The organism is Burkholderia sp. AU45274 (assembly GCF_030482505.1).
Lineage (GTDB): Bacteria > Pseudomonadota > Gammaproteobacteria > Burkholderiales > Burkholderiaceae > Burkholderia.
In genome coordinates this window covers 1097005-1121943 of sequence record NZ_JAUJQE010000001.1, presented here as the reverse complement: position 1 = coordinate 1121943, position 24939 = coordinate 1097005, and the positions used below count along the sequence as shown (strand labels likewise).

The 24939-nt window shown below is 65.6% G+C and carries 19 protein-coding genes; 11 read left to right on the top strand and 8 right to left on the bottom strand.

Features of this window, described 5'->3' with window-relative positions:
• Positions 1–20: 20 nt before the first annotated feature.
• A complete protein-coding gene (locus QZM35_RS05035; protein ID WP_089427656.1) occupies positions 21–803 on the bottom strand; it encodes a Crp/Fnr family transcriptional regulator in 783 nt (260 codons plus the stop codon).
• Positions 804–1725: 922 nt separating this feature from the next.
• Here QZM35_RS05035 and QZM35_RS05030 point away from each other — a divergent pair.
• The 6 genes from QZM35_RS05030 (at position 1726) to QZM35_RS05005 (ending at position 8642) form a co-directional block, all read left to right on the top strand.
• Positions 1726–2508, top strand: coding sequence for a Crp/Fnr family transcriptional regulator (locus QZM35_RS05030; RefSeq protein WP_174971612.1), 783 nt, complete (start codon positions 1726–1728; stop codon positions 2506–2508).
• Between the two features lie 189 nt (positions 2509–2697).
• On the top strand, positions 2698–2949 hold the full coding sequence (locus QZM35_RS05025) for an acyl carrier protein (protein WP_089427658.1): 252 nt from the start codon (positions 2698–2700) through the stop codon (positions 2947–2949).
• Positions 2946–4142, top strand: a complete 1197-nt coding sequence (locus QZM35_RS05020) for an acyl-CoA dehydrogenase family protein (RefSeq protein WP_089427659.1) — start codon at positions 2946–2948, stop codon at positions 4140–4142. Before QZM35_RS05025 ends, QZM35_RS05020 begins: the two co-directional genes overlap by 4 nt.
• Positions 4139–5107, top strand: a complete 969-nt coding sequence (locus QZM35_RS05015) for an amino acid--[acyl-carrier-protein] ligase (protein ID WP_174971614.1) — start codon at positions 4139–4141, stop codon at positions 5105–5107. The genes QZM35_RS05020 and QZM35_RS05015 overlap by 4 nt, the downstream gene beginning before the upstream one ends.
• On the top strand, positions 5104–6159 hold the full coding sequence (locus QZM35_RS05010) for a DUF1839 family protein (protein WP_089429112.1): 1056 nt from the start codon (positions 5104–5106) through the stop codon (positions 6157–6159). The genes QZM35_RS05015 and QZM35_RS05010 overlap by 4 nt, the downstream gene beginning before the upstream one ends.
• Entirely contained in the window at positions 6156–8642 is a 2487-nt protein-coding gene (locus QZM35_RS05005) for a glycoside hydrolase family 2 protein (RefSeq protein WP_089432582.1), read from the top strand. The genes QZM35_RS05010 and QZM35_RS05005 overlap by 4 nt, the downstream gene beginning before the upstream one ends.
• 41 nt (positions 8643–8683) lie before the next feature.
• Here QZM35_RS05005 and QZM35_RS05000 read toward each other — a convergent pair whose 3' ends face one another.
• Entirely contained in the window at positions 8684–10075 is a 1392-nt protein-coding gene (locus QZM35_RS05000) for a sigma-54 dependent transcriptional regulator (protein WP_174971616.1), read from the bottom strand.
• A gap of 669 nt (positions 10076–10744) precedes the next feature.
• A complete protein-coding gene (locus QZM35_RS04995; protein ID WP_301775510.1) occupies positions 10745–10993 on the bottom strand; it encodes a hypothetical protein in 249 nt (82 codons plus the stop codon).
• Positions 10994–11302: 309 nt separating this feature from the next.
• On the opposite strand from QZM35_RS04995, the gene QZM35_RS04990 reads away from it, so the two are divergent.
• Positions 11303–11881: a drug:proton antiporter gene (locus tag QZM35_RS04990; protein WP_301775816.1), complete on the top strand. Its 579-nt coding sequence runs from the start codon at positions 11303–11305 to the stop codon at positions 11879–11881.
• Positions 11878–13452, top strand: a complete 1575-nt coding sequence (locus tag QZM35_RS04985) for a mannose-1-phosphate guanylyltransferase/mannose-6-phosphate isomerase (RefSeq protein WP_301775509.1) — start codon at positions 11878–11880, stop codon at positions 13450–13452. Before QZM35_RS04990 ends, QZM35_RS04985 begins: the two co-directional genes overlap by 4 nt.
• Positions 13453–13531: 79 nt before the next feature.
• Here the strand turns inward: QZM35_RS04985 and QZM35_RS04980 are convergent, their stop codons facing one another.
• The gene (locus QZM35_RS04980) at positions 13532–14824 is read right to left on the bottom strand and encodes a right-handed parallel beta-helix repeat-containing protein (RefSeq protein WP_301775508.1); all 1293 of its coding nucleotides are present in this window, start codon (positions 14822–14824) and stop codon (positions 13532–13534) included.
• Positions 14825–15193: 369 nt separating this feature from the next.
• On the opposite strand from QZM35_RS04980, the gene QZM35_RS04975 reads away from it, so the two are divergent.
• From QZM35_RS04975 to QZM35_RS04965, 3 genes are all read left to right on the top strand, one after another.
• Positions 15194–16243 (top strand): glycosyltransferase family 2 protein, encoded by a 1050-nt coding sequence (locus QZM35_RS04975; RefSeq protein WP_089429115.1) that lies wholly within the window; start codon positions 15194–15196, stop codon positions 16241–16243.
• 438 nt (positions 16244–16681) lie between these two features.
• Positions 16682–17830 carry a glycosyltransferase gene (locus QZM35_RS04970; protein ID WP_089432579.1) on the top strand — a complete coding sequence of 383 codons (1149 nt, stop codon included), beginning with the start codon at positions 16682–16684 and terminating at the stop codon, positions 17828–17830.
• 27 nt (positions 17831–17857) lie between these two features.
• Positions 17858–18937, top strand: coding sequence for a glycosyltransferase family 1 protein (locus QZM35_RS04965; RefSeq protein WP_089427666.1), 1080 nt, complete (start codon positions 17858–17860; stop codon positions 18935–18937).
• 83 nt (positions 18938–19020) lie between these two features.
• On the opposite strand, the gene QZM35_RS04960 is transcribed toward QZM35_RS04965, so the two are convergent.
• The 4 genes from QZM35_RS04960 to QZM35_RS04945 all read right to left on the bottom strand — a co-directional run bounded on the left by QZM35_RS04960 (position 19021) and on the right by QZM35_RS04945 (position 24887).
• Complete coding sequence (locus QZM35_RS04960; protein WP_089432578.1) at positions 19021–20190, bottom strand: acyltransferase; 1170 nt, start codon at positions 20188–20190, stop codon at positions 19021–19023.
• A 112-nt stretch (positions 20191–20302) separates the two neighbouring features.
• Positions 20303–21733 (bottom strand): MBOAT family O-acyltransferase, encoded by a 1431-nt coding sequence (locus tag QZM35_RS04955; protein WP_174971622.1) that lies wholly within the window; start codon positions 21731–21733, stop codon positions 20303–20305.
• Positions 21734–21785: 52 nt separating this feature from the next.
• Complete coding sequence (locus tag QZM35_RS04950; protein WP_179255095.1) at positions 21786–22706, bottom strand: SGNH/GDSL hydrolase family protein; 921 nt, start codon at positions 22704–22706, stop codon at positions 21786–21788.
• Positions 22707–22943: 237 nt separating this feature from the next.
• The gene (locus QZM35_RS04945) at positions 22944–24887 is read right to left on the bottom strand and encodes an HAD family hydrolase (RefSeq protein ID WP_301775507.1); all 1944 of its coding nucleotides are present in this window, start codon (positions 24885–24887) and stop codon (positions 22944–22946) included.
• Between the last annotated feature and the right edge of the window lie 52 nt (positions 24888–24939).

Here is a 24939-nt window from a genome sequence, read left to right as displayed (position 1 = left end):
ACCGGACTTCGATTGCATCGTCATGCACCATGTGCCGGGAACCCGCGATGCACGTCCGGCATGCGCGGCCGAACCGGTGTCGGCCTCGCCGTCTCGCGCGTGCCGAGCAGCCTGCGATAGTCCTCGCGAATCAGGTTGTAGCATTCACACGCGTGATGTTCGAGGCCGTCGCGGTCGAGCACCGTGATACGGCCGCGGCGCTGCCGGATCAGCCCGGCTTCCTGCAGGTTGCCCGCCGCTTCCGTCACGCCTTCGCGGCGCACGCCGAGCATGTTCGCGATCGTCTGCTGCGTGACGGCCAGTTCGTCGCCGTCGATGCGGTCATGCGCAAGCAGCAGCCAGCGACTGAGCTGCTCGCTGACCGAGTGATGCCGGTTGCACAGCGCGCTGCGCGAGATCTGCGCCATCACCGCCTGGCAGTAGTTGAGCAGCAGCCGGTAGGTTTCCGGCGAGCGCTCGAATTCGGCGCGCATCACGCAGCTCGGCACGCGATAAGCCATCCCGCCGATGCGGACCTCGACCCGTTGCGACGCCGCGGCGCCGCCGACCATCGTCGCGAGGCCGACCACCCCCTCGCGGCCGACCTGCGCCACCTCGACCATCGCACCGTCCTCCATCAGATGCTGCACCGACATCATCGACGTCGTCGGGAAATGCACGTGGCGCATCGGCTCGCCGACCCGGTCGAGCATCCCGGCCTTGATCCTGACCAGTTCGAGATGCGGTGCGATGGTGCGGATGCTGTCCTCCGGGAGGGCATCGAGGATGGCGTTCGCCGAGTAGCTCGAGTGAAGATGAAGCATGTCTGTATCCCTTTTATTGTCCGCGCCGCCTGCAGCCGCGTGCACGGAACTCGTTATCGCGATGCGCGCCCGGGACTGACCGTGGTTGCGGCCCACAACCCTGATTCCGACTGACCGTCGGCTTATCGCCGCCGGATCGAGTCGGCCGTCCCGTTTCGACACGCCAGCCCGAATAAGCGATTTACGTGCCAATACATGCCCATCCTTAATATATGAATCACGCCTGATTTAGATCGACCGAATAACCGGCCAAGAAACAAAAAAAGCGTCTCATTTCCGGACACTCTTCCTGATGGCGGACACTGCGGGCAATTTGACTGATCATTCACCTGCCTCGAGCCGAGGCAGCCGCACCGGTGCTGCACGGCTTGTCGCTCATATACTTACAGTCTATTTTCAATTGTTTCCATGACGTGCCCGGATAGCACTCCGGTATGGCATCGCGCCTCACACGGTTGTTTGAAACTGTCTCAAATCTGAATCGGCACACTAATTTTCGCCTCTGTCATCCACCGCACAATTCTCACGCAACCGACTGATTTATATAGACATTCTTGAAATAGCAATTTATTTGTCAAAAAATGTTCAATGCCCATCTGGCACTTTTCCCGTGCGATGCGCCCCTCCCGGCAGATTGATTCACGGTCGACATGGAATGAATGCCCGAGGTCGCATTCAACTTCCGGATGATTAATTTCACGGAAATGAATCATTAAATCCGGATCACGTTTGCATGCGCCAAAATCGTCAAACTTTGTGAAATGACGTAATATGCAATTGATCGATTTCAATGGCGTGCTAGCCTTTTCGCCAGTATCGTCACTCCATTTTTGACGAACACAAGTCCGCACGATCGTGCGAATTCCCAATTCCCGGGATATCGCCGCGACGACGCGTGACCGCCACCCTACGAGGATGCGCCGTGACTCACCAGGCCCCGGATACCGTCGCGTACGCGAACGGCATGATCGAGCTTTCCCACAGCTTCGACGCGAACCGCTTTCTCGCGGCCATCGACCGCGACGAGCGCGCGACGCTGGCCCCCCACCTTCAACTCGTCCACCTGAAATCCGGGCAAGTGCTCTGCGAGCCCGGCGAAATGCTCGCGGCGGTCTACCTGCCCGTCACGACCGCGATTTCGCTGCAGTACGTGTCGTCCGGCGGCATGACGCTGGAAGTCGCGGAGATCGGCAGCGAGAGCGTGGTGTGCGACGACGTGATCGGCGGCAGCGGCCGGATGCCCTGCCGCGCCGTGGCCTGCCGCGACGGCTTCGTCTACCGGCTCGACCGGCGCGTGTTCGCCGCCGCGTTCGACGCATCGCCGGTGATCCGCCATCTCGTGTTCGTCTGCGTGCGGCTGCTGATGGCGCAGGTCTCGCAGATCACGTTCTGCAGCCGTCATCACGTGCTCAAACATCAGTTATGCAGATGGTTCCTGCTCGCGTACGACCGGACCCGCAGCATCGAGATCCAGGTGACGCACAGCATGCTGGCGCAGATGCTCGGCGTGCGGCGCGAAACGGTCACCGATGCCGCCGGCGAAATCCAGAAGCTGGGCCTGATCCGCCAGTACCGGAGCTCGATCGAGCTCGCCGACCTCGACGGCCTCGAAAAAATGTCGTGCGGCTGCCGCGCGATCGTGCGCGACGAGATGAAGCGCATCCTGTCGGCCGATTCGGGTGTGCCGGCCGCGTCGCGCGCCTGATCGGCGTGCCGCATCAGGACGGGACGCAACGTCGCGTGCCGTCCGGTGCCTGCCGGGTCAGCTGTTTGTAGGGTGGCGAACAGAACACCGTGTCTGCCAATGGTCTACTGATGCCGGACTGCCGGGGGGACGTCAGCGCGTGTCGCGCGTCTGCCCGAGCGGACGACACCACGCACGCCGGAGCAGCACGTGAAAAACGAAATCAGAACCATCCTGAAACACGTCGCCCATCTCGAAGCCGCGATCGATTCGATCGGCGACGGGGACGACCTCTACGACGCGGGCCTTTCGTCACTCGACACGATCCAGCTGATGCTCGCGATCGAGAAGCAATTCAACATCGAGATTCCCGACGAGATGCTGAACCGCAACCTGTTCCGCAGCATCGACGCGCTCGCGGACACGATCACCACGCTGCAACGCACCGAGCATTCAGCATGAGCGCGCCGCTTCCCGAACTCGCGGCCGACAGCGATGCGCGTCGGCTCGACGAGGCCGCGCATGCCGTCGCACAGATCGCCGCGCAGCACGCGGACGCGGTCGACCGCGACGCGCGCTGCCCCGTCGAGGCGATCGAGGCGATGCGCGCGCGCCGCCTGCTCGGCGCGATGGTGCCGACCCATCTCGGCGGCGCGGGCGCGTCGCTGGAAGACATCGCGTCGGCCTGCTCGATCCTCGGCCAGGCCTGTGCGTCGTCGGCGATGGTGTTCGCGATGCACCAGATCCAGGTCGCCTGCATCGTCGATCACGCCGCCGGCCAGGGCTGGCACAAGCTGTTCCTGCAACAGCTCGTGCGCCACCAGTGGTTGCTCGCATCAGCCACGTCGGAAGACGGCGTGGGCGGCAACCTGCGCGCGAGCCAGTGCGCACTCGAAATCGACGGTGGCGGCTTCCGTTTGCACAAATCCGCGCCGACGATCTCGTACGGCGACTACGCGGACGGCATTCTCGCCACCGCGCGACGCGATGCGGATGCGCCGGCTTCCGAGCAGGTGCTCGTCACGCTGCTGCGCGACGGCTACACGCTCACGCGCCGCGGCGAATGGGACACGCTCGGCATGCGCGGCACGTGCAGCAACGGCTTCGTGCTGGATGCGCAGGGCGCCGCCGTGCAATGCCTGCCGGTGCCGTTCGCGACGATCGCCGAGGAAACGATGGTGCCGGTCTCGCACATCCTGTGGGCCGCGGTGTGGATCGGCGTGGCCGGCGACGCATTCCATCGCGCGCACCAGTTCTTCCGCGCGCAGGCACGCCAGACCGACGGCGCACCTTCGCCCGCCGCGCGGCGCATCGCCGAATCGCTTGCACTGATGCAGGCGATGCAGGCCCGCGTCGACAACGTGCTGCGCCTTCACGCGAATGCGTCGGCCCGTTCGTGGTCGGCCGGCATGGCCTGGGCCGCCGAAATCAATACGCTGAAGACCTACGTGTCGGAGACGGCCCTCGAAGTCGCGCACCAGGCGATGATGATCTGCGGGATGGCCGGCTACAAGCAAGGCACGCCCTTCAGTATCGGCCGCCACATTCGCGACCTGCACGCGGCGCCGCTGATGATCAGCAACGACCGCATTGCCGCCAACACTGCGAGCCTGTTGCTCGCGCTGCGTCCTGCGACGCTGGAGAAACATACGTGAACGATCGCCTCGCCGTGCCCGCCGCCTCCCCCGCCGACGCCCCGCTCGACCGCGCCGGCGTCAACCCGCTGCGCGACGAACTGATCGACGCGGGCCTGCTAGTCTCGACCGGCATCCAGGGCCTGTTCGGCCGCAGCGAGCGATTCGAGCGCGTGGTCGAAGCGCTCGACGCGTTCGTCACGCGCATCGGTGCCGACCAGCAGGCCGAAGTGCTGCGCTTCCCGCCGGCCATGAGCCGCACCGAGTTCGAGCGCAGCGAATACATGAAGAGCTTCCCGCAGCTGGCGGGCAGCGTGCATGCGTTCTGCGGCGACGAACGCCAGCATCAGCGCGTGCTGCAATGCCTCGATCGCGGCGACGACTGGACCGAGAACCAGAAGCCGACCTACGTCGTGATGACACCGGCCGCGTGCTACCCCGTCTATCCGGTCGTCGCACGCGCGGGCGCGCTGCCCGCCGACGGCCGGATCGTCGACGTGTTCTCGTACTGCTTCCGTCACGAACCGTCGCTCGACCCGACCCGCATGCAGTTGTTCCGGATGCGCGAGTACGTGCGGATCGGCACGCCCGAGCAGATCGTCTCGTTCCGCGAGACGTGGATCGAACGCGGCACGAAGATGATCGACGCGCTGCGCCTGCCGAATGCGATCGATCTCGCGAACGACCCGTTCTTCGGGCGCGGCGGCAAGATCGTCGCGGACAGCCAGCGCGAGCAGAACCTGAAGTTCGAGCTGCTGATCCCGATCGAGCACGACGATCGCCAGACCGCGTGCCTGAGCTTCAACTACCACATGGACCATTTCGGGCTGCTGTGGGACATCCGCACCGCGACGGGCGACGTCGCGCACACGGGCTGCGTCGGCTTCGGCCTCGAACGGCTCACGCTCGCGCTGTTCCGCCACCACGGCTTCGATATCGCCGCGTGGCCGCAAGCGGTCCGCGACGTGCTGTGGGGGACGCGATGAGGTTCGTGTCCCGCGACGGCGAAGACGCGTCGTTCGAGAGCGTGCGCCACCGCGCCCGCCACTACCGGCCGCACCCGCTGCACAGCCAGGCGATGGTCTGGAAGCAGACCAACTGCTATGTCGACATGTGGCTCGAGGTGCTCCGGTGGTGGGGTCTCAATCCGTACGCGGCGCTGCCGTTTACGATCGCGCTCGACTTCGAGGGCGATCAGTTCACGTTCTTCAAGTTTCCGCTCGACGAGCTGGAGCGGCTCTACGGGATCGTCGTGCAGGAACATTCGATCTACGAGCCGCTCGATCAGCACATCGAGACGCAGGTCGCGCGCGGCCACCTGATGATCGTCGAGGTCGACGCGTGGTTCCTGCCCGATACGCGCGGCAGCAGCTACCGCACGCAGCATACGAAGACGACGATCGGCATCGACGCGATCGACCGCGCGAACCGCCAGATCGGCTACTTCCACAACAGCGGCTATTACGTGGCCGAGGATTTCGACTACAACGGGCTCGTCGGCGGCAACTCGCCGATGACGCTGCCGCCGTACGTCGAATGCGCGAAACGACGCTTTACGCCGCTTGACGAACGCGCGCTCTGCGAGGCCTCGCTCGCCGCGTTGCAGCGCCACCTGCGGCGCCTGCCGACCGTCGATCCGATCGCGGCGTTCCGCCGGCAGTTGCAGACCGACGCACAACGCCTCGCGCAGGCGCCGCTCGAACATTTCCATGCGTACTCGTTCAATTCGGTGCGGCAGCTCGGCGCGAATTTCGAACTGTTCGGCCACTATGCGCGCTGGCTGCAGGCGAGCGGCTGCATCGGCCCGTTCGCCGAGATTCGCGCCGCGTGCGAGCGCATCGCGTCCGAAGCGATGGTGCTGGAATTCCGGCTCGCGCGCGCATGCGCACGCGGCAAGGAGGAGCGCGGCGACTCGACGCTCGAGGCGATCGAGGCCGCGTATGTCGACGTCGTCGCGTGCGCGCGGCAGATCTGCGCGCCGTTGCGGCACGTGACGCCCGCACGCTACGACACGGCGCCCGTGTCGGTCATGCGGTGACGCGCGCGCGCGCCCTGCCCGCGTGGTCGATGCTGGCGACGGCCGCAGGCGCCGTTCGGGAACCGCGCGACCTCCCGGCCGGCCACGGCGGCTGGATCGCGGCGCCGGTGCCCGGCACGGTCGCGCAGGCGCTCGCGCTGGCCGGCCGGCTCGACGAAGCCGCATCGCTCGACGAGCGCGACCACTGGTACCGCGTCGAGCTGCGTGGGCGCGGGCCGCGCATCCTGCGCTTTCACGGCCTCGCGACGCTCGCACAGGCCTGGCTCGACGACACGCCGATTCACGGCTCGGACAGCATGTTCGTCGCGCACGACGTGCCGGTATCGCTCGACGGCATGCACCGGCTGACCCTCTGTTTCCGCGCGCTCGCGCCGCACCTGCGCGACGCGCGCGCACCGCGCCGCGCGCGCTGGCGCACGCGGCTCGCCGAGCCGGCCGGGCTGCGCACGATCCGCACGTCGCTGTTCGGGCACATGCCCGGCTGGTTTCCGCCGTATGTGCCCACCGGCCCGTGGCGGCCCGTCGACGTGCTCGATCCGGCCGACGGGCCCGTTCTGGCCAACTGCAAACTGCAGGCGCGTGTCGAAGGCGACACGGGCTGGCTCGACGCGGAACTGACGTTCGCCGCGCCGCTGCCCGATACGTTCGCAGCGCGGCTGTCGTGCGGCGAACATCATGCGACGCTCGAACGTGACGGCGCCGACCGGCTGCGTGCGCACGTCGCGATACCGAACGTGCGTCGCTGGTGGCCGCATACGCACGGCGAACCGTCGCTCTACGACGTTGTGCTGCATATCGGCGATGCGCGCCGGCCGCTCGGCTCGACCGGTTTCCGCACGATCGAGATCGATTCCGGCGCCGACGGCAAGGGTTTCGGACTGCGCATCAACGGCGTGCCCGTGTTCGCGCGCGGCGCATGCTGGAGCAGCGCCGCGCCGCTCGCGCTCCACGCGGGCGACGCGACCTACGGCCGCCTGCTCGGGCTCGCACGCGACGCCGGCTTCAACATGATCCGCGTCGGCGGCACCATGACCTACGAGGCCGATGCCTTTCACGCGTGGTGCGACCGGCTCGGGCTGCTGGTCTGGCAGGACTTCGGTTTCGCGAACTTCGATTACGCGCTCGACGATCCCACGTTCGCGGCCAACGTCGATCGCGAAGCGACCCAGTTCCTCTCGCGTCACGGCGCTTCGCCGTCGCTTGCGGTGCTGTGCGGCGGCAGCGAGATCGCGCAACAGGCCGCGATGTCGGGGCTCGGGCCGAAGCAGCGCTTCCTCGAACTGACGGCCGACCGGCTGGCCGGCCACGCGGCCGCGCTCCGTCCCGATGTCCCGTACGTGCCCGATTCGCCCGACGGCGGCGTACTGCCGTTCACGCCGCGCGAACGCGTGTCGCACTACTACGGCGTCGGTGCGTACCTGCGTCCGCTCGACGACGCGCGCCGCGCGGACGTGCGCTTTGCGAGCGAATGCCTCGCGTTCGCGAACGTCCCGTGCGACGCGACACTCGCCGAACTCGGCTGGCCCGGCGTGCACGAGCCGCGCTGGAAGGCGGCCGTGCCGCGCGACCCCGGCACGTCGTGGGATTTCGACGATATCCGCGACCACTATTTGCAGACGCTGTACGACGTTGTGCCGGACCGGCTGCGGCGCGAGGATCCGGCGCGCTATGTCGAGCTGTCGCGTGCGGTGGTCGCGGACGTGATGCGCGAGACGTTTTCCGAATGGCGCCGCACCGGCTCGCGTTGCGCCGGCGCGCTCGTGTGGCAGTTCCAGGACGTGATGCCGGGCGCCGGATGGGGCGTGATCGACGCCGCCCACCGGCCGAAATCGGCATGGTATGCGCTGCGCCAGGTGCTGCAGCCGATCCAGGTGCTCCTCGTCGACGAAGGGCTGAACGGGCTCGACGTGCACGTCGTCAACGAGCGCCCGGCGCCGCTGTCGGCGTCAATCGAGCTGGTCGCGCTGCGCGACGGCCGTACGCCGGTCGCGCGGGCCGGCTGCCCGGTGCGGATCGCCGCGCACGACACGGTGCGGCTCGGCTCGGCCGAGTTGCTCGGCCGCTTCTTCGACTGGACCTATGCATACCGTTTCGGCCCGTGCGAACACGATACGGTCGTCGCGACCCTGCGTGCCGACGACGGCACGCTGCTGTCGCAGGCGTTCCATTTTGTGTCGCGCACGCATCCGGCCGTGCTGGCGCGTCGCGAACTCGGGATCGAGGCATGCGTGTCGCGCACCGGCGAGACCTGGCACGTCGACGTCGACACGCGACACGTCGCGCGCCATGTGCAGATCGACGCGCCGGGATTCATGCCAGGCGACGACTGGTTCCATCTCGCGCCCGGCACGCCGGCGCGCATCGCGCTCGTTCCATTGCGCATCGACGGGAAGCCTGTGGCGGCCGACGACAACGCCCCGCCCGCGGTGGAAATCCGTGCCGTGAACGCCGCGCGCGCGGTGCGAGCCACGCAGGCCGGCTGACCCGACGCTCGCGGCCACCGCGAGCGTCGGGTCGCCCTGTATCAATCGGACGAGCCCGTCCCGCGCGGCCGCTCGATACCGTACGCCTCCATCCAGCGATACAGCGTCGCGCGCGACACGCCGAGTTCGCGCGCCGAAGCGGCAACGCGCCCGCGCGTTCGCAGCAACGCGGTTTCGATCGCCTCGCGCTCGATCGACTTGCGGATGTCGGCCACCGACGGCGACGCCGCATCGAGACAGTATTCGAGCTCGAGGTCACGCGCGGTGATCAGGCGCCCCTCCGTCATCACGACCGCACGGCGCACGCGGTTGATCAGCTCGCGGACATTGCCCGGCCAGTCGTGCTTGTAGAGCGCGGTAATCGCATCCGTCGAGAACCCGCGCACGCGATGGCGCGCATCGCCGCGGAAGCGTTCGAGCATGTGGTGCGCGAGCAGTTCGATGTCCTTGCCGCGCGCGCGCAGCGGCGGCTGGTCGATGCGCATCACGCACAGACGGTGGAACAGGTCGGCGCGAAAGCGTCCTTCTTCCATCGCATCGCGCAGGTCGACGTGCGTCGCCGACACGATCCGGACATCGACCGGCACCGGTTCGCTGCCGCCAAGTCGGTGAATCGAGCGTTCCTGCAGAAACCGCAGCAGGCTCGCCTGGCTCTCGTGCGGCAGGTCGCCGATCTCGTCGAGCAGCAGCGTGCCGCCGTTCGCGGCTTCGACGTAGCCGATCTTGCGCGCGTTCGCGCCGGTAAACGCGCCGCGCTCATAGCCGAACAGTTCCGATTGCAGCAGATGCGGCGGAATCGCACCGCAGTTGACCGCGACGAACGGGCCGTTGCGCCGCGCCGAATGGCGATGGATCGCGACGGCCGTAAGTTCCTTGCCGGTTCCCGTTTCGCCGAACACGAACACCGGTGCGTCGGTGCGTGCGAAACGCCGCACCGTATCGAACAGCCGCAGCATCGCGCTGCAGGTGCCGACGATGCCCTTTTCCTCCGATTCGAGCTGTTCGCGATCGCGCGCGAACAGGCATTCCATGCCGTAGGCATGGCCGACCGTATCGGCAATCCGCTGATGCGACGCCGGTAACGTCACGTAGTCGAAGCAGTAGTCGCGCAACAGCGCGCGCACGTTCGGCGAGGTGGTCTGGCCGACATCCACGAGCGCCACCCACACGACATCGCGCATCGACGCGCAGGTCGACGCGATGTTGCCGATCGCATCGGCATGACCGCCGCTCAGGTCGAGAATGCCGCAGGTAATTTCGCCGGACGTGTCGCGCAGCTCGCTCGCATGCGCGACGACCGACACCTTCCAGTCGCGGCGCGACAATTCCTTTCGCAGCATCACGGACGGCGATTGCGTCCAGTAAATCAGCGGACGCTGCCCGTTACCGCTCCCCACGCCGGCGCTCTTATCGCGCGTTATTGGCATATTCATAACGAACCATCATTTTCTGCACTCCGCGAACCGTTCGCGTGCGCGGCGGCAGGCGGCGCATGGCCGCCTTTCCGCGCTGCGTTTCCGCAGCCTTGGCGAAGATCGAAACTGCACACGGCGAGAACCCCCGGAGATCGAGCCGGATATCATCCGGTCCCGTTGTCATCGAACTCGAACGGAACGCGCGGCTACGGGAGCCACGACATTCCGGCTTTGAAGCAACCCGCCGCCAGGCGGGGCACGTCGGCAAACCAAAACCCGTCCGCATGGGCATGGCGTCGTACACGGCAAGCGCGCCGATGCTGAACCGGCGGGCCGCCAAACCGCGCCCGGATTGACTGCCCCATTTCAACCGCACCTGAATTTACACCCCGTTTCGGGCCGGTTTTGTTAGCAAAAGATAAACCTGAATCAAGCGGTTACGGGGCCGGCCGTTCCGCACCGCCCCCTTTTTGAACACTGAGATTTGATTATCTATGACCTTTCCCGTCAATCAGTGGCAAATACTACTTTTCCGCAAGATTGATACCGTCGATTACCCGCAACTTCCGTCGAAATCTCCTTAAAGTGGCGGCACCGTGTCCGTCGCACCACATAATCGCGCCCGCCCCCGGATAGCCCGATCCCATTGCGCCGGCGCGAGAGCCATCCGGCCGTTACACGTCGTAATCACGCCGTAATCAACGGCATCGCGCCACGCTGGCGCTTTTCGCGCGAATCGCCGCCGGCGAGCTCGAACTTCACGGGGCCGGCACGCGCGTCTCGCGGCGCAGCATGATGGCCATTCCCGCGCGACCGGACAACCCCGTGGTTCGACCGGATGCAGGCCCGCGACAGGTCACGACGGTCGTGCATGCACGCGGGCGGCAGCGTGCCGACGATGCGGTACGCGAGCGGTCCGTCGTCGGCCGCGCGCAATCCTCGGTCCCGCGCCCCGCTGCCTCGTTCGCGTGCGATGCGGACCAGTCGCGCTTCATTGCAGCGAGCCACGATGAATCAATTATGAAAAGCCAGCGGCACGGACGATGTGTGCTGTCGCACATTGCGACGCTCGCCCGTCGCGCACACCGCCCCGCAGCCCGCGCCGGACCGGCGAATCCGGAGCGTGAGTACGCTGTCGAACAGACCGCCGGACCGCGCATCCGGATGATGAAGATCGCCACGTCGCACGGAACGATCGCGTCCGTGCAGCGCGGCGTGACGAAGGCATCACGCGAGGACAGCATCATGGAATGGCATTGTTGTGAATTCGAACATCTGAGCGCCGTCGATCTCTATGCAATCCTGCGCGCGCGCAACGCCGTGCTGGTGGTCGAGGACGCCCACACGCATCTCGACATCGACGGCAAGGACGCAGGCGCGCTGCACGTCTATGCGAGCGTGAGCGACGGCGACACGACGGAAGTCGCCGCCTACGCGCGCATCCTGCCCGGCGACGACATCGATCCGGACGTCGTGATCGACAAGGTGCTGACGAGCGAAAGCTGCCGCGATGACGAGACGCTCGAGCGTTTGATCGGGCGCGCACTCACCGCCGCGCAGGCCGCATGGCCGGACACCGCGGTGCGCATGCACGTCCCCGCGCCGCGTCAGGCGTTCTACAAACGGTTCGGATTCCGCAAAGCCTACGGCCCGTATCTCGAACAAGGGGCGCCGTTCGTCGGCCTGGTCCGGCCGGCCGACCGTACGGCCGGTGCGCTGCGTCACCTGCTGTCGCGCGCCGTTTCGTTCTCGCGCGACGACGATACGCGCGCCGACGGCCGCCCTCACACCCGGCTGCCCGCCGATACCGGAGCGAACCGATGACCCGCGCCCTTCACCCGGTTCCCGAACCCGATCTGCCGAGCATCCTGCCGGTGATTCTCGCCGGCGGTTCCGGCACGCGGCTGTGGCCGTTGTCGCGCGAGCAGTATCCGAAGCAGCTGATCGAGCTGGTCTCGAACGAGTCGCCGCTGTCGGCGACGGCGCGCCGCCTGAACGGCATCGCGAACGCGTCGCTCGGCGACACGCTGCTACTCGTATGCGGCGAACAACATCGCTTCATGAGCGCCGAGCAGGTACACGGCCGCTCGGTGCCTGCCCGCATCCTGCTGGAGCCCGCGGCGCGCAACACGGCGCCCGCGCTGACGCTGGCCGCGCTCGACGCGAACGCGCTCGCGAACGATCCTGTCCTCGCCGTGATGCCGGCCGATCACGTGATCGCGGATGTCGCCGCGTTCCAGGACGCGGTCGCGCGCGCGGCGCGTTATGCGCAGGAAGGCGCGATCGTCACGCTCGGCGTGCTGCCGCGCCGCGCGGAGACGGGCTACGGCTACATCCAGGTCGGCGAGCCGCGCTCGGGCCGCCACGGCAGCCACGGCGGCTACGCGATCGGACGCTTCGTCGAAAAACCCGATGCGACGCTCGCCGAGCGTTACCTGCAATCGGGCGATTACTGGTGGAACAGCGGGATCTTCGTCACGCGCGCATCGGTCTGGCTGAAGGCGATCGGCGCGCTCGCACCGGACATCCATGCCGCCTGCGACAGCGCGTGGCGCGCGGGCGTCGCCGACGATCCGTTCTTCCGGGTCGATGCGGCCGCCTTCGACGCGTGCCCATCGGATTCGATCGACTATGCGGTGATGGAGCGCCTCGCGGAACACGCCGAACTCGGCATCGAAGGCATTGTGGTGCCGCTCGCGGCCGGCTGGTCGGACGTCGGCACGTGGGACGCGATCTGGGAAATCATGCCGAAGGACGATCACGGCAACGTCGCGCGCGGCCCGATCGTCTTCGAGGATACGCAGGACAGCCTCGTGCGTTCGGAAGGCCGCCTCGTCGCGTGCGTCGGGATGAAGGACGTCGTCGTGATCGAGACGGCCGATGCGGTGCTGGTCGCGAACAAGCACGACGTGCAGCGCGTGAAGAACATCGTCGCGCGCCTGAAGAGCGACCAGCGCCCGCAGGTGAGCGAGCACCGCAAGGTGCAGCGGCCGTGGGGCCATTACGATTCGATTGACCTCGGCGAGCGCTTCCAGGTGAAGCGGATCGTGGTCGAACCCGGCAAGCAGCTGTCGCTGCAGATGCACTATCACCGCGCCGAGCACTGGATCGTCGTGCGCGGCACCGCGAAGGTGACGCGCGGCGCCGAGACGTTCCTGCTGTGCGAGAACGAATCGACATACATCGCCGTCGGCGAAGTGCATCGACTCGAGAATCCCGGCCGGATTCCGCTCGAAATCATCGAGGTTCAATCGGGCAACTATCTCGGCGAGGACGATATCGTGCGGTTCGAGGATCAGTACGGGCGGGCAGTCGTCGGGACCGCGCAGCAGCCCCCGTCGCTCGCCTCGCGCGAACCGGACGAGGAAGCCGCGGAACGCGACGTCATCCGGTAAGGGCATGCGGATTGCGACGGCGTGTGCGACGCCAACACCCGCCGCCGCGCGAACAACCGGCGGCCCACGCAACACCTGATCAGTGGGGGCCGCCTTGCGGCCAGCGCGGCCGCCTGACGGACTCGCGCACGCGCGGCAACAACGACGTATCCGCGCCGATCGCATCGCCTGCCGCCGACAGCGGCTGAAGCGCGGCGCCGGCACACGGCGTGCCCTTCGCCTGCTGTCCCGATGCCCCCACCTGCCGGCCGGCCGCGCAAGCGTGCGCAGGGTCGATCCGGACCGGCATTCCGCCGATCCCCGACAGTTGATTGTCCGCGAGACGCACGCCCGACACGTTTCCCCACAGGCGAATGCCGTCGAATCGCGCATGCGACACGCGATTACCGATCACGGTCACGCGCGACACCGAACCCGACCACGTGCTGACCTCGATCGCCGCCTGCTGCGTGACCGGGCGAGCATCGGCCCGATCCGTCGCCGTCTGGATATCCGCGATCGAATTACCCTCGATGCGGATGTCGGACGAGCCGGCAGTGCGATTGCTGTCTTCCTGAGCGACGAGAATGCCGGAACTCACCTGTACGTTGCGCACGACGTTGTTCGAGATGGTGACCTCCGCACCGCCGACCACCGTGATGCCCCGCCCCCACGGATTGCCCTCCAGCGAGTTGCCGGTAATCAGCACGTTGCGCGTCAGCACGCCTTCCGCCTGATAACTCACCACGGCGATCATGTCGTCGCCGGTGCCGCGAACGACATTGCCCTGCACCAGCACGTTGCGCGTGCCGTGCGTCATGTGAATGCCATCCGCCAGCGTCGACAGCACCTCGTTGCCGACGATCGCGACGTCCGCGCCGCCGAACACGAAGATCCCGCCGCCCGCGCCACCGTCGATGACGTTGTCGAGCACCTGCACACCGCGCCCCGTCACCTCGACCTTCGACGACTCCGGCGTCGTGAGGCGTGTCGTGCCGGCTCCGGTGAGCCGGAAGCCGACGAGCGTCGTACCGTCGCCGCTCATCTCGATCGTCTGGTCGCCGGGGGTGGTCGCGATCAGCGTCGCGCCGTAGCCCGACAACACCACATGCCGCTGCCGCGCGACCAGCGACCGGCCGACCACATACCGGCCCGGCGCGAACACCAGCCGCTGGCCCGGCTGCAACGCGTCCAGCGCATGTTGCAGCATGTCGGCCTGATCGGCCGCGTCCGCAGCGGGACGAACGACCGCATCCGGTACAGTCGCATGAAGCGCCCCAGGCACGGACGTGCCGGATGCCGCCGCGGCACTGCCCGGCCAAGCCAGCCCGCCTGCCGCGCACATGGCGGCGAGCGCTGCGCGCGCGAGAAACGTGCCATGTGATCTACGCATATCGAGTCGACTCCCTGGAATGACTTCGAACGTGCCGGCACGCGCATCCGAATCGCTGCATGCCGACCGAGTTGCCCACCGACGATACCGTCGACGCGACGGCATGCTACGGTCGATTGGATCATTCGAACCCGCCGCGTTTCAGTGCGTCAACAGACCAATACACCCTGCCTGCGCGGTGTATCCGGCTTGCGGTTGACGCGTCATCGCGCTTTCGACGAAGCGAATCGCGCAACGGTAGGCTCGCGAACCGAATGCCGATCGACGACGCGTATCATGGCCGCCATGCGACGCGACCGTGCTCCGGGGCCCGAACCCTGCGCGCCGGGCACCCGGATCGTCCGCACTTCGCTCGTCCGGAATCCGTTCATGACCACCCTGACCATCGCAATCTGCAACTACAACCACGGCGCGTACCTGCGCGATGCGATCGATTCGGCGCTCGCACAAAGCGCGCACGGCGTCCCCGTGCTGGTCGTCGACGACGGTTCCACCGACGATTCGCGCGACATCATTCGCTCGTACGGCGAGCGCGTGACGGCGGTGTTCCAGGAGAATCGCGGCCAGGTCGCCGCATACAACCGCGCGATCGAGCATGTCACGACGCGCTACGTGATCCTGCTCGACGCCGACGACCTGCTCTATGCCGACGCCGCGGCCCGCGTGCTGGCCGCATTCGCTTCCGGCGACTTCGTGAAGGTGCATTTCCGGCTCGACGTGATCGCACGGGACGGTGCGGTGACCGGGGCCAGCGTACCGCAGTCGGCCGTCGACACCGATTGCGGCCGCCTGTTGCGCGCGGGCTGGCTGTACCCGTCGCCGCCCGCATCGGGCAACGCGTATCGGGTCGACGCGCTCAAGCGCATCTTTCCGGTGCCGGTCACCCCGGACAATCTGCACGGTGCGGATTTCTACGCGATCTACGGTATCGCGTTGCTCGGCGCCGTGCACATGATCGATGCAACGCTCGGCGGCTATCGCGTCCACCAGCAGCCGGGGATGCGCCTGCCCGCCGACACGCCGGCGCTTGCGCTCACCAACTCCGAAGACGCCGCGACGGGCGCGCTGAAAGCCGAACGCCGGTGGGCGACGCTGCGCATGCTCGCCGCCACGCGGCTGCACGAAGCATTGCCGATCGCGCCGCTCGACTTCGCGATCGAGAAGGCCCGCTTCGCCAGCACGCTCTATCACGCCCCACTCGTGCGGCGCTGGCGCTGGTTCCTGTGCGAATCCGGACGCTACTGGCAAACCGTGCTGCGCAACCCGTTCTGGGGCGTTGCCAAGAAAGCGGCCGTAGCCGGGCTGTCGCTCGCATGCTTGCTGCCGTCGGCAACGCTCAGCAACCGCGCGATTCGCTATATCTCCAATCCGCTCGCGCGCGTGCGCAAGTCGTCGGGCCATCACGCCGACGCGCGATAGCGTCGCCGAATCGCGCATTCGGTAAGCCATCGCACCCAGTGGGTCGCGCATGCGCTGCACAATGATCCGGACCAGTGGATTCACGCGCACTAACCGGACTTCGTCGTTGTCTCGGCTCCAGTCGTCGTAGTCGAACGCCGGTTTCGATGTTCGGAGGAATCGCGCCTGCACGTATGTCGCGGCATGGATTCCTCACGCTGCATCGTGTCCGGCGCCCTGCGGCAACGTCGACTCGGCATTTCATCGGCGGAAACCATCACGCTGCGACGTCGGCGCAAACCAGCGACTGTGACAGCAGGATCCAATGGCCGCGACTGCCATGCATTTATCAATCAGGAATGCATAGTTTCACGAACCGGATATCGAGACCGCGAGATTCGCAGGCGACTCATCGTCACGACGTTCGATGAATGTGCGAGCGAATCGCTGGACCCACAGATGACCCAACAAAAGATCGTTCATATCGCCGAAGCATTCGGTGGCGGCGTGCTTTCGATGCTGACCCATCTCGCCAACCATGCCGCAGCGTCCGGCGTCGACGTGACGGTTCTGCACTCGATCCGATCGGAAACCCCGACCGATTTTTCGACGCTGTTCCTGCCCGGCGTGAAGCTCGTGTACGTCGACATGGCGCGCGAGGTGAGCGTCAGACAGGATCTGCAGAGCGTGCGTGCGCTGGTCCTGAACCTGCGCGACTGCAGGCCGACCGCGATTCACCTGCACTCGTCGAAGGCCGGCGTACTGGGGCGAATCGCCGCCCGGATCGCCGCCCCGAACGCGAAGGTGCTCTACTCGCCGCACGGACTCTCGTTCCTGCGTCGCGACGTGTCGCGCATGAAGCAGTACGCCTATCTGAGCTTCGAACGCATCGCAGCGCACATCGGCGGCACCATCGTCGCGTGCTCGGGCAGCGAGCTCGCCGAGATCAGGGCAAAGGTCCGGGCGAAATCGACGGTCCTGGTGGAAAACGGTGTCGATGTGGCGGAGATCCCGCCGCGTCGAATGCGCGACGATCGCAAAGTCGTCATCGGGATGAGCGGTCGGGCGTCGTACCAGAAGAATCATCAAGCCTTCGTGCGACTCGCCGACCTGCTGCACGACGCGGACGTCGAGTTTCTCTGGATCGGCGGCAACGCGGCCGAGATTCCGGATTCCGCCCAGCGCGGAGCCGTCGTCTGCAGCGGCTGGATACCCCGCGCACGTGCGCTCGCGCTGACGTCGGAACTGGACATCTACGTCCAGACTTCCCGCTGGGAAGGCATGCCGGTCGCGCTGATCGAAGCGCAGGTCGCCGGCATACCGGCCGTGGTGACGGACGTCGTGGGCAATCGCGACGTGGTGATTCACGGCGTGACCGGCTACGTCGCGTCGAACGCCGCCGAGATGGCCGCGTATCTGACGACGCTGCGCGACGACCGGCAGCTTCGCGAGCAAATGGGCGCGGCAGCCCGAAAACGGGCGATTCAGCGGTTTTCGATGAACGCGATTTTCCGGCAGTGGAATGCGCTCTACGGACTCGATACCGAGGAGCTGCGGGTCGACACGCGCGACTTCAAGCCGGTCGCACCGGATCACGTCAAAGCCTGATTCCGATTTCGATATCTTCTTGTTGACATGATCACTTTCAATAAACCGAAGCAACTCGTCTATAACGGCCGCTTCACCACGCAGAAGACGACCGGCGTGCAGCGCGTCGCGCGCGAGCTGATCGCCGCATTGATCAAGTTTCAGCCGCAGGATCCGGTGACCGTGCTGGTGCCTCCGCAGCCCGGCGTCGAGGTCAGCGGCGCCAGGACGGTCAAGGTCGGCTTTTACAAGGGCGTGGTCTGGGAGCAGTTGGTGCTCCCGTTATTCGCTCGCCGAGGCCGCATCGTCAATCTCAGCAATTCGGCATCCGTTTTCATCGGCAACCAGATCATCTACATGCACGATGCGGCAGTGTTCGACACGCCTGCGCACTTCTCACGCCCGTTTCGCGTGTGGTACCGGATCATGTTCTGGATCCTCGCGCGAACCTCCGTATGCGTGCTGACCAACTCCTATTTCTCACGGGATCGCCTCGCGCATCACTGCGGCGTGTCCGCGGAGAAGATCAGCGTCGTGCCGCTCGGTGCGGATCATCTCGATGCGCTGGAAGCGGACACGAGCGTGCTCGACAAGCATGCGCTGACGCCCGGCCGCTTCGTGCTCGCGGTCAGCAGCATGAATCCGACCAAGAACTTCGGGCGGCTGATCGCGGCTTTCCGGCAGATCGACGATCCTTCGGTCGATCTCGTCATCGTCGGCATGCAGAACACCACCGTATTCGGCAAGCAGGATCCTCTGTCGGCCGCCGAACCGAACATCAAGTACGTCGGCTACATCAGCGACGAGCAATTGAAGGCGCTGTATCAGAACGCGGCGTGCTTCCTGTATCCGTCGATCTACGAAGGCTTCGGCATACCGCCTCTCGAGGCGATGCGCTGCGGCTGTCCGGCGGTCGTCGGCAAATCGGCCGCGCTGCCGGAAGTCTGTGCCGATGCGGCCCTGTACTGCGATCCGTATTCCCAGGACGACATCGCACGGAAATTGCGGACCCTGCTCGATTCGGCCGAACTCAGGGCCGAGCTCAAGCGCAAGGGAAGCCTGCACGCGGAGAAATATCGCTGGCGCCGAAGCGCCGAGATGATGACGGAGATCTTCGACGGGCTGTAAGCGCGACTCCCGCCATCCCGCATTCCCGCATTCCCGCACGCCGGCGCCGCAACGACGCCGGCGTGCGCCGCGCGCGGCGCCCGTTACCCGGCGTTGACCGGGTTGCCGGTCGCGGCCCGGTGATTTCCGAACATGCGCTTGCCCAGATACGACCTGATCGGTTCTTCGACGAATTTCGCCAGGATGGCGGCGGACACGATCGAAAGAAACGCAGCTAGCATCGCAGTTCGGACAATGTGGATGTCGGCCTGTGGTGCATACGCGAACACCAGCCTGCCGATCGGATAGTGCACGCAATAAAGCGGATACGAGATCCAGCCGAGGAACGCGCTGAGCCTTGCAATCGCCTTGCCGCTAGGCGCGAGCATGGCCCCCCGGTAAACCAGTGCGGGGGCGACGAACAGCAGGATCGCAACCGAATACATCCCCTTGATCGACGACGGAAACGCGACGACCACCAGGAAAACGACAAACAGCATGTAGTCGTTCTTCACCAGCCCGCCGATGAACCAATGCGGCTTCGCCGGAAGATTCGCGTCGTACATCTTGCCGATCGCGATTCCCAACAAGAACCCGTAGCCCACCCTGAAGAAGCCGCCGAAGAAGTTATCCGCCGCCCAGCCCTGGCTCATCAGGATCGCCAGCTTGTCGTTATCGAGGCTGGCGAGGAAACCGTATACGAGGAATGCGACGAGACAGGCGTAGGCCCATCTCGACAGATTGCGCGCGCTCATCCTGATTGCCACGATCAGGATGACGCTCGCGAACATCTCGAAGAACAGCGACCAGGCAGGCGGGTTCAGCGGGAATACGCCGGGATCGTTGACGGACGGCAAGCTGTGATTCGCCGCGCCGACGAAACCCGACACCGAAAAGCGACCGAGGTACGGAACGAGAAAAAGATTCTGGCCGGTGGCGGCCACCAGGTTGCCCGACGAGAACCGGGCCGACGAATTGGCCTGCATGACGATGAGGCTGGCGAAGCCGATCGCGAACCCGATGAAAATCATCGGGTACAGGCGTATCAACCTGCGCTTCAGATACTCGCCACGCCATGCGTCCTGGCGCAGCCTTTCACCGTAGGAGTACGCAAGAATGAACCCGCTCAACATGAAAAACATGTCGACGGAAAGATAGGCGCCCTGCAGGATCGTGCTCGATAGTTCCTGCAGGAAATGCATGAACATCACGCTGATGGCAGCGATGCCCCGCAAGCCGTCCAGGATTTCGAACTTCTGCTTGTGACTGGCCATGAAAGTGAGTGGCTCCGGGAAATATCGATCTTGCAGGTTCGGCACGCGTCGGCGCGCACTTGCACGGGTCCGGCAACCCGGCACCCTGCGATCGCCGTACCGCCGACGCGGATCAGAAAGTCTTGTAGACGATGTCCGGCGCGGGCGAATCGGAAATGACCAGCACCAGCACGGTCACGACCGCCAATACCGTGCACCACGAGGTCCGGGCGTAACGCGACAGGAACAGTCCGGCCATGCCGCCTTGCGTCATACGCGTATATACCGCGTCGAGCACGGCAAGCGTCACCGTCGCGCCGACGAATACCATCAGCCACACGAGCGCGACGAGTACCGGGCCGAGCGTGGTCGCGATGGTCTGGATTTCGCTCCAGGTCGACCAGAACCACAACAGGCTGAATGCGAAGAACGTAAACGTCAGCCCACGCGCGCAATGGGTGTAGAGCGGCGTGTTGCACAGCGCGACGTACCGTTTCTTGCCAAGCCATTTGGTCATGCGGATCTGATACAGCTTGTTGATGCTGACGCCCCCGCCCTGCAGGACACCGAAGAACAGGAACATCGACGTCTGCCCGTGCCAGGCGCCGACCAGGAAGAACGTCACGAAGAACGCGACGACACCCAGATACGGCTCCAGTGAGCGCGACGGAAAGCGACGCATGAGCGCCATCAGCAGCGGGTTGTAGACGTAGGTCTTGAGCCAGCCGGAGAGCGTGATGTGCCAGCGGCTCCAGAATCCGATGAAGTTGGTCGACGAGAACGGCCGGTCGAAATTCTCCGGCAGCGAGATCCCGAAGAAGCGCGCGACACCGACGACCGTGTCCGTGTAGCCGGAGAAGTTGAAATACAGATAGACCGGGTAGATCGCAGCGATCGTCAGCCCGGTCAGAATGCGCTCGCCGAGCGGTTGCGCCGGCGACAGCTGCGCAAGCGCCTGATGATGGACGTGCGACAACGCCACCGACACGATCGCCACCTTGAAGAATCCCACGATGATGCGCTCGAGCGCGACGCCGTAGTCGATGGCATCCGGCCCCGGCCGCTCGTTCGTCTGCGTCACGCTGTAATCCTGAAAGCGTTGAATCGGCCCCGACACGATCGACGTGAAGTTGAGCACGTAATTCAGATACACCACCGGCGTCACGCGAACCGGCAGGCCCGGACTGCGAGCGTCGATGATGAGGTGGAGCATCCGGAAAAAGATGTACGACACGCCGATCGTCGCGTAAGGGTGCGACAGCAGCAACGCGGACGGCACGAACGTATAGCGTTTGAGCCAGAAGAACAGCGCGATCACGATCGCGAGGATCGGTGCGAACGCCGCCAGCCACTGCTTCGTCTGCATGCCCCGGACGCTCAGATAGCCGACGAGCAGGAAAGCGGCGAACGGAATCCACGCGACCGGATCGCGGGAAAACGTGGCCAGGAACAGCAGGTTGACGACGAGAAACACCGCGTTTTGCCAGGTCAGCGAGCGAGACAGGTTGAAGATCAGCGCGGCGACGGCTGCAAAGGCGAAGAACTGGAAGGATGGAATATTCATCGGGCGGCCTGGATACGGTTCGAAACGATGGCGGCGGCATGCGCCGCCAGATTCAATGTGATCCGCATGCCGACAACGCGGGCGACCCGCCGGCGGTAAGCGCCGTCACCATGCTTTGCGCGACGACGCGCGCGCCGGCGGCGTTCAGATGGTTGTCGACCGGATAGTAGTAATCGGCCGGGTTCGCCGACTGCTTAAGGCTCGAGGCCAGGTCGATGTAGCGCATGCCGTGCTTCGCGGCGATTTCGGCCATCGCGCGATCGAGCGCCCACGGATCGATCCCGCTCGGCAGCGATTTCGCGGCCAGGAGCCCCGCCTGCGTGCGCTGCGGAATCAGCATCAGCGCCACCGGCACGCCTGTCGCGCGAAACCTGTCCGCGACCGTGGCGGCCACCTTGTCGAACGTCTCGAGCCGCTCGCGCCAGGCGGTCGAAAATGGCGGGCGAAGGAAATCGGCCTTGTCGCCGTATTTCAGATACATCGGCACCTGAATGTCCGGATTTTCGAACATGTAGTGCTGCGCGACGGCAATGGCACGGCTCCCGCTCAGCCAGCCCTTGGCACGCGCCATCAGGTCGCTGCGCGGTTCCGGCGCCGCGGTGGCCGCGGGCGCATCCGCGACGTCGGGCAGGTTGATCTTTTCCAGATCGAACGGCGCGACCGTGAGCACCGCTGCATCCGGCTGCAAGGCGAGCGCCGGCCCGATCCGGTTCAGCACCTTGCGGAACGGCAGTTCGTAGACACCGAGATTCTGGACCTCGACCGGCGCGCCGCACATCCTGCTCAAATCCTGTTCCGCCAGCGCCGCGAACGATTGGTCATACGGGAGGCTCGTGCCTTCGGCAAACGACGTGCCGAGCAACGCCACGCGGCGCGTTCCGGCCGGCTTCGGCCCGCAACCCTCGGTCGAGCGGAAACCGCACGCGTTGTAGTGATAAGCGATCCACGGCGTTTCCGGGGTCTTGACCGTCATCGTGCAATTCGGAACGTTGCGCATGCCCTCCGCCGCATCGGCTACATGACATTCGCCCCCGCGCGTCCCCGCGCTCCAGATCGCCCTCGTCACGCATTCGGCGGCGACGAACAGGCAGATCACTGTCGCCACGACGATCAACGGCAGCAATACATAGTCCCGGCTCGGCAGCCGGCGAGAAACCGCGACGTCATCCGTCTCGCGAAACGACGTGAGTGGTACGGTGTTTTTCATGGTTCAGGCGGCAGCCATCGTATCGAAACCCGCCCGCGTCACGGCGAAGTGACCGGGCGCGATCTCGCGGTCGCTGGCCATTTCCCAGACCGTCGTGCCGTCCGGCTCTTCGCTCACGGCTTCGAAACCGAGCTTCGCATAATGATCCCTGACCAGCGCATTGCGGTCGGTCGGGACATAACGCCCGATCACGCGCGTGACATCGCGCTGGCGCGCATGCTGCAGCACTTCGCGCAACACCATCTGCTCGACCTGGCGCCCGAGCACGCGGCAGCTCATCAACCACGAATCGATCTGCCAGGTACTCGGCGCCTGTTCGTCGGGCCGGCAAATCACGACCGAGATCATGCCGTTGTCGCCGAACGTATCCGTCAGGCGAACCTGCAGCGTAAAAACCCGCCCGTCGCCTTCGAGCGCCTGGATCTCCGCGTCGGTATAGCGGCGCGTCGTCAAATTGAACTGGTTCGACTTGTTGATCAACTGAACGATGCGGGCCCGTCCGGTATCGTCGAACGGTGCGAAATCGATCTTCATGTCGAGCGATCGCAAGTACGCATCCATGTCGCCGGCCTGACTGCGTAGCGCCACGCGGCGCGCATTGTCCTGGTACATGTCCGCGCGCTTCCGATCTTCCGGCAAGAATGCGAGGGACTCGAAATAGCCCGCGGCGGCCAGGGTTCGCGCGTACAGCGACGGATCATCGGGCAACTCGGGAACGGCGACTTCGGGCAACGTCGTACGGACCAGATTGCGCTCGACCGGATTGTCGTCGAGGAACACCATCGCATCGATACCGAGCGACAGTTCGTCGGCAATCGCGCGAATATTGGTCGCCTTGTCGTTCCAGTTGGCCTGGAACACCGCGAAGTGTTGCTCGCGCAACAGCATTTCAGGGTGTTTTTGAAACGGCAGACGCGCCGTATCGTCATTGTTCTTCGACGACACCGCGAGCACGATGCCGCGTGCTCTCAGCGAAAGCGCGAGCTGCTGCACCGCGAGATGGGCTTCACCGACCGCATCGCCCTGCGCGACCTTGATGCCTTCGAGCAAGTCGTCGCCGATCACCCCGCCCCACAGGGTATTGTCGAGATCGAGTACCAGCACGCGCCGGCTCTTGCCGCGCGCCGCGCCGAGCAGCCGGCCCACGTGATCCGCATACAGCGGCACATAGTCGCCGGCAAACGGATACTTGGCCAGATTCCATTGCGCGGGCGAATGCCAGTTCGCGACGCCGACCGTCCCCGCGACATGTGCAACGTCGAACAGGATGTCGTTCGATTCCGCCACACGCTGCGCAAGTGCTCGATTGAAACGTTCGACGAGATTGAGCGGCGTGCCGGCAATCAGTGCATCCCGGTTGCCGAACAGCGTGTCGGACGGCGGCGCGAGCGTCTGGACGATCGACAGCGCGTTGCCGTGCTGCCTGAAGCCGGCGCGCAGTGCATCGATCTGATCCAGCGCCGCAGCCACGCCGTGCTGCGCCGCTTCCTCGTCGCCCGGTTGTGCGTTCAGCGGCAGCCCGCGGTAGTCCAGGGCCACCAGCACGGCATCGACTTGCGCGCGATTGATCGTCGAATCCGGCGCCAGGGCTTCCTGCATGACCTGCCCGTAGTGTCCCGACACGATCTCCAGCGCAACGCCATGACGCGCGGCGCTGGCCACGAGCGGCAACACGAGATGATCGAGCGTGCCGTTGCCGACCAGCCCGAGCCGGAACGGCGTAAGCGGCGCAAGCGTGCGCCCCGCGCGCTGCAAGGCGACGATCGCGCGCCCGAGCTTGATCAACTGATTTTCGCCGAGCGCGCAGCTGGCCAGTTGGCGTACGCGACTGCCCAATCCGGCAGCCGGATCATCGTGGATCGATTCGCCGAGCTCGCGGCAGCGCGCGGAGAAATCGTCAGGCGGGCGCGGCAACCAGGCCAGCGCGGTGTACAAATCATCTTTCATCGGACGGCGCTCTCGGCGAAGCGGGTTCTGGACGGGAAATGCGGGCCGACGC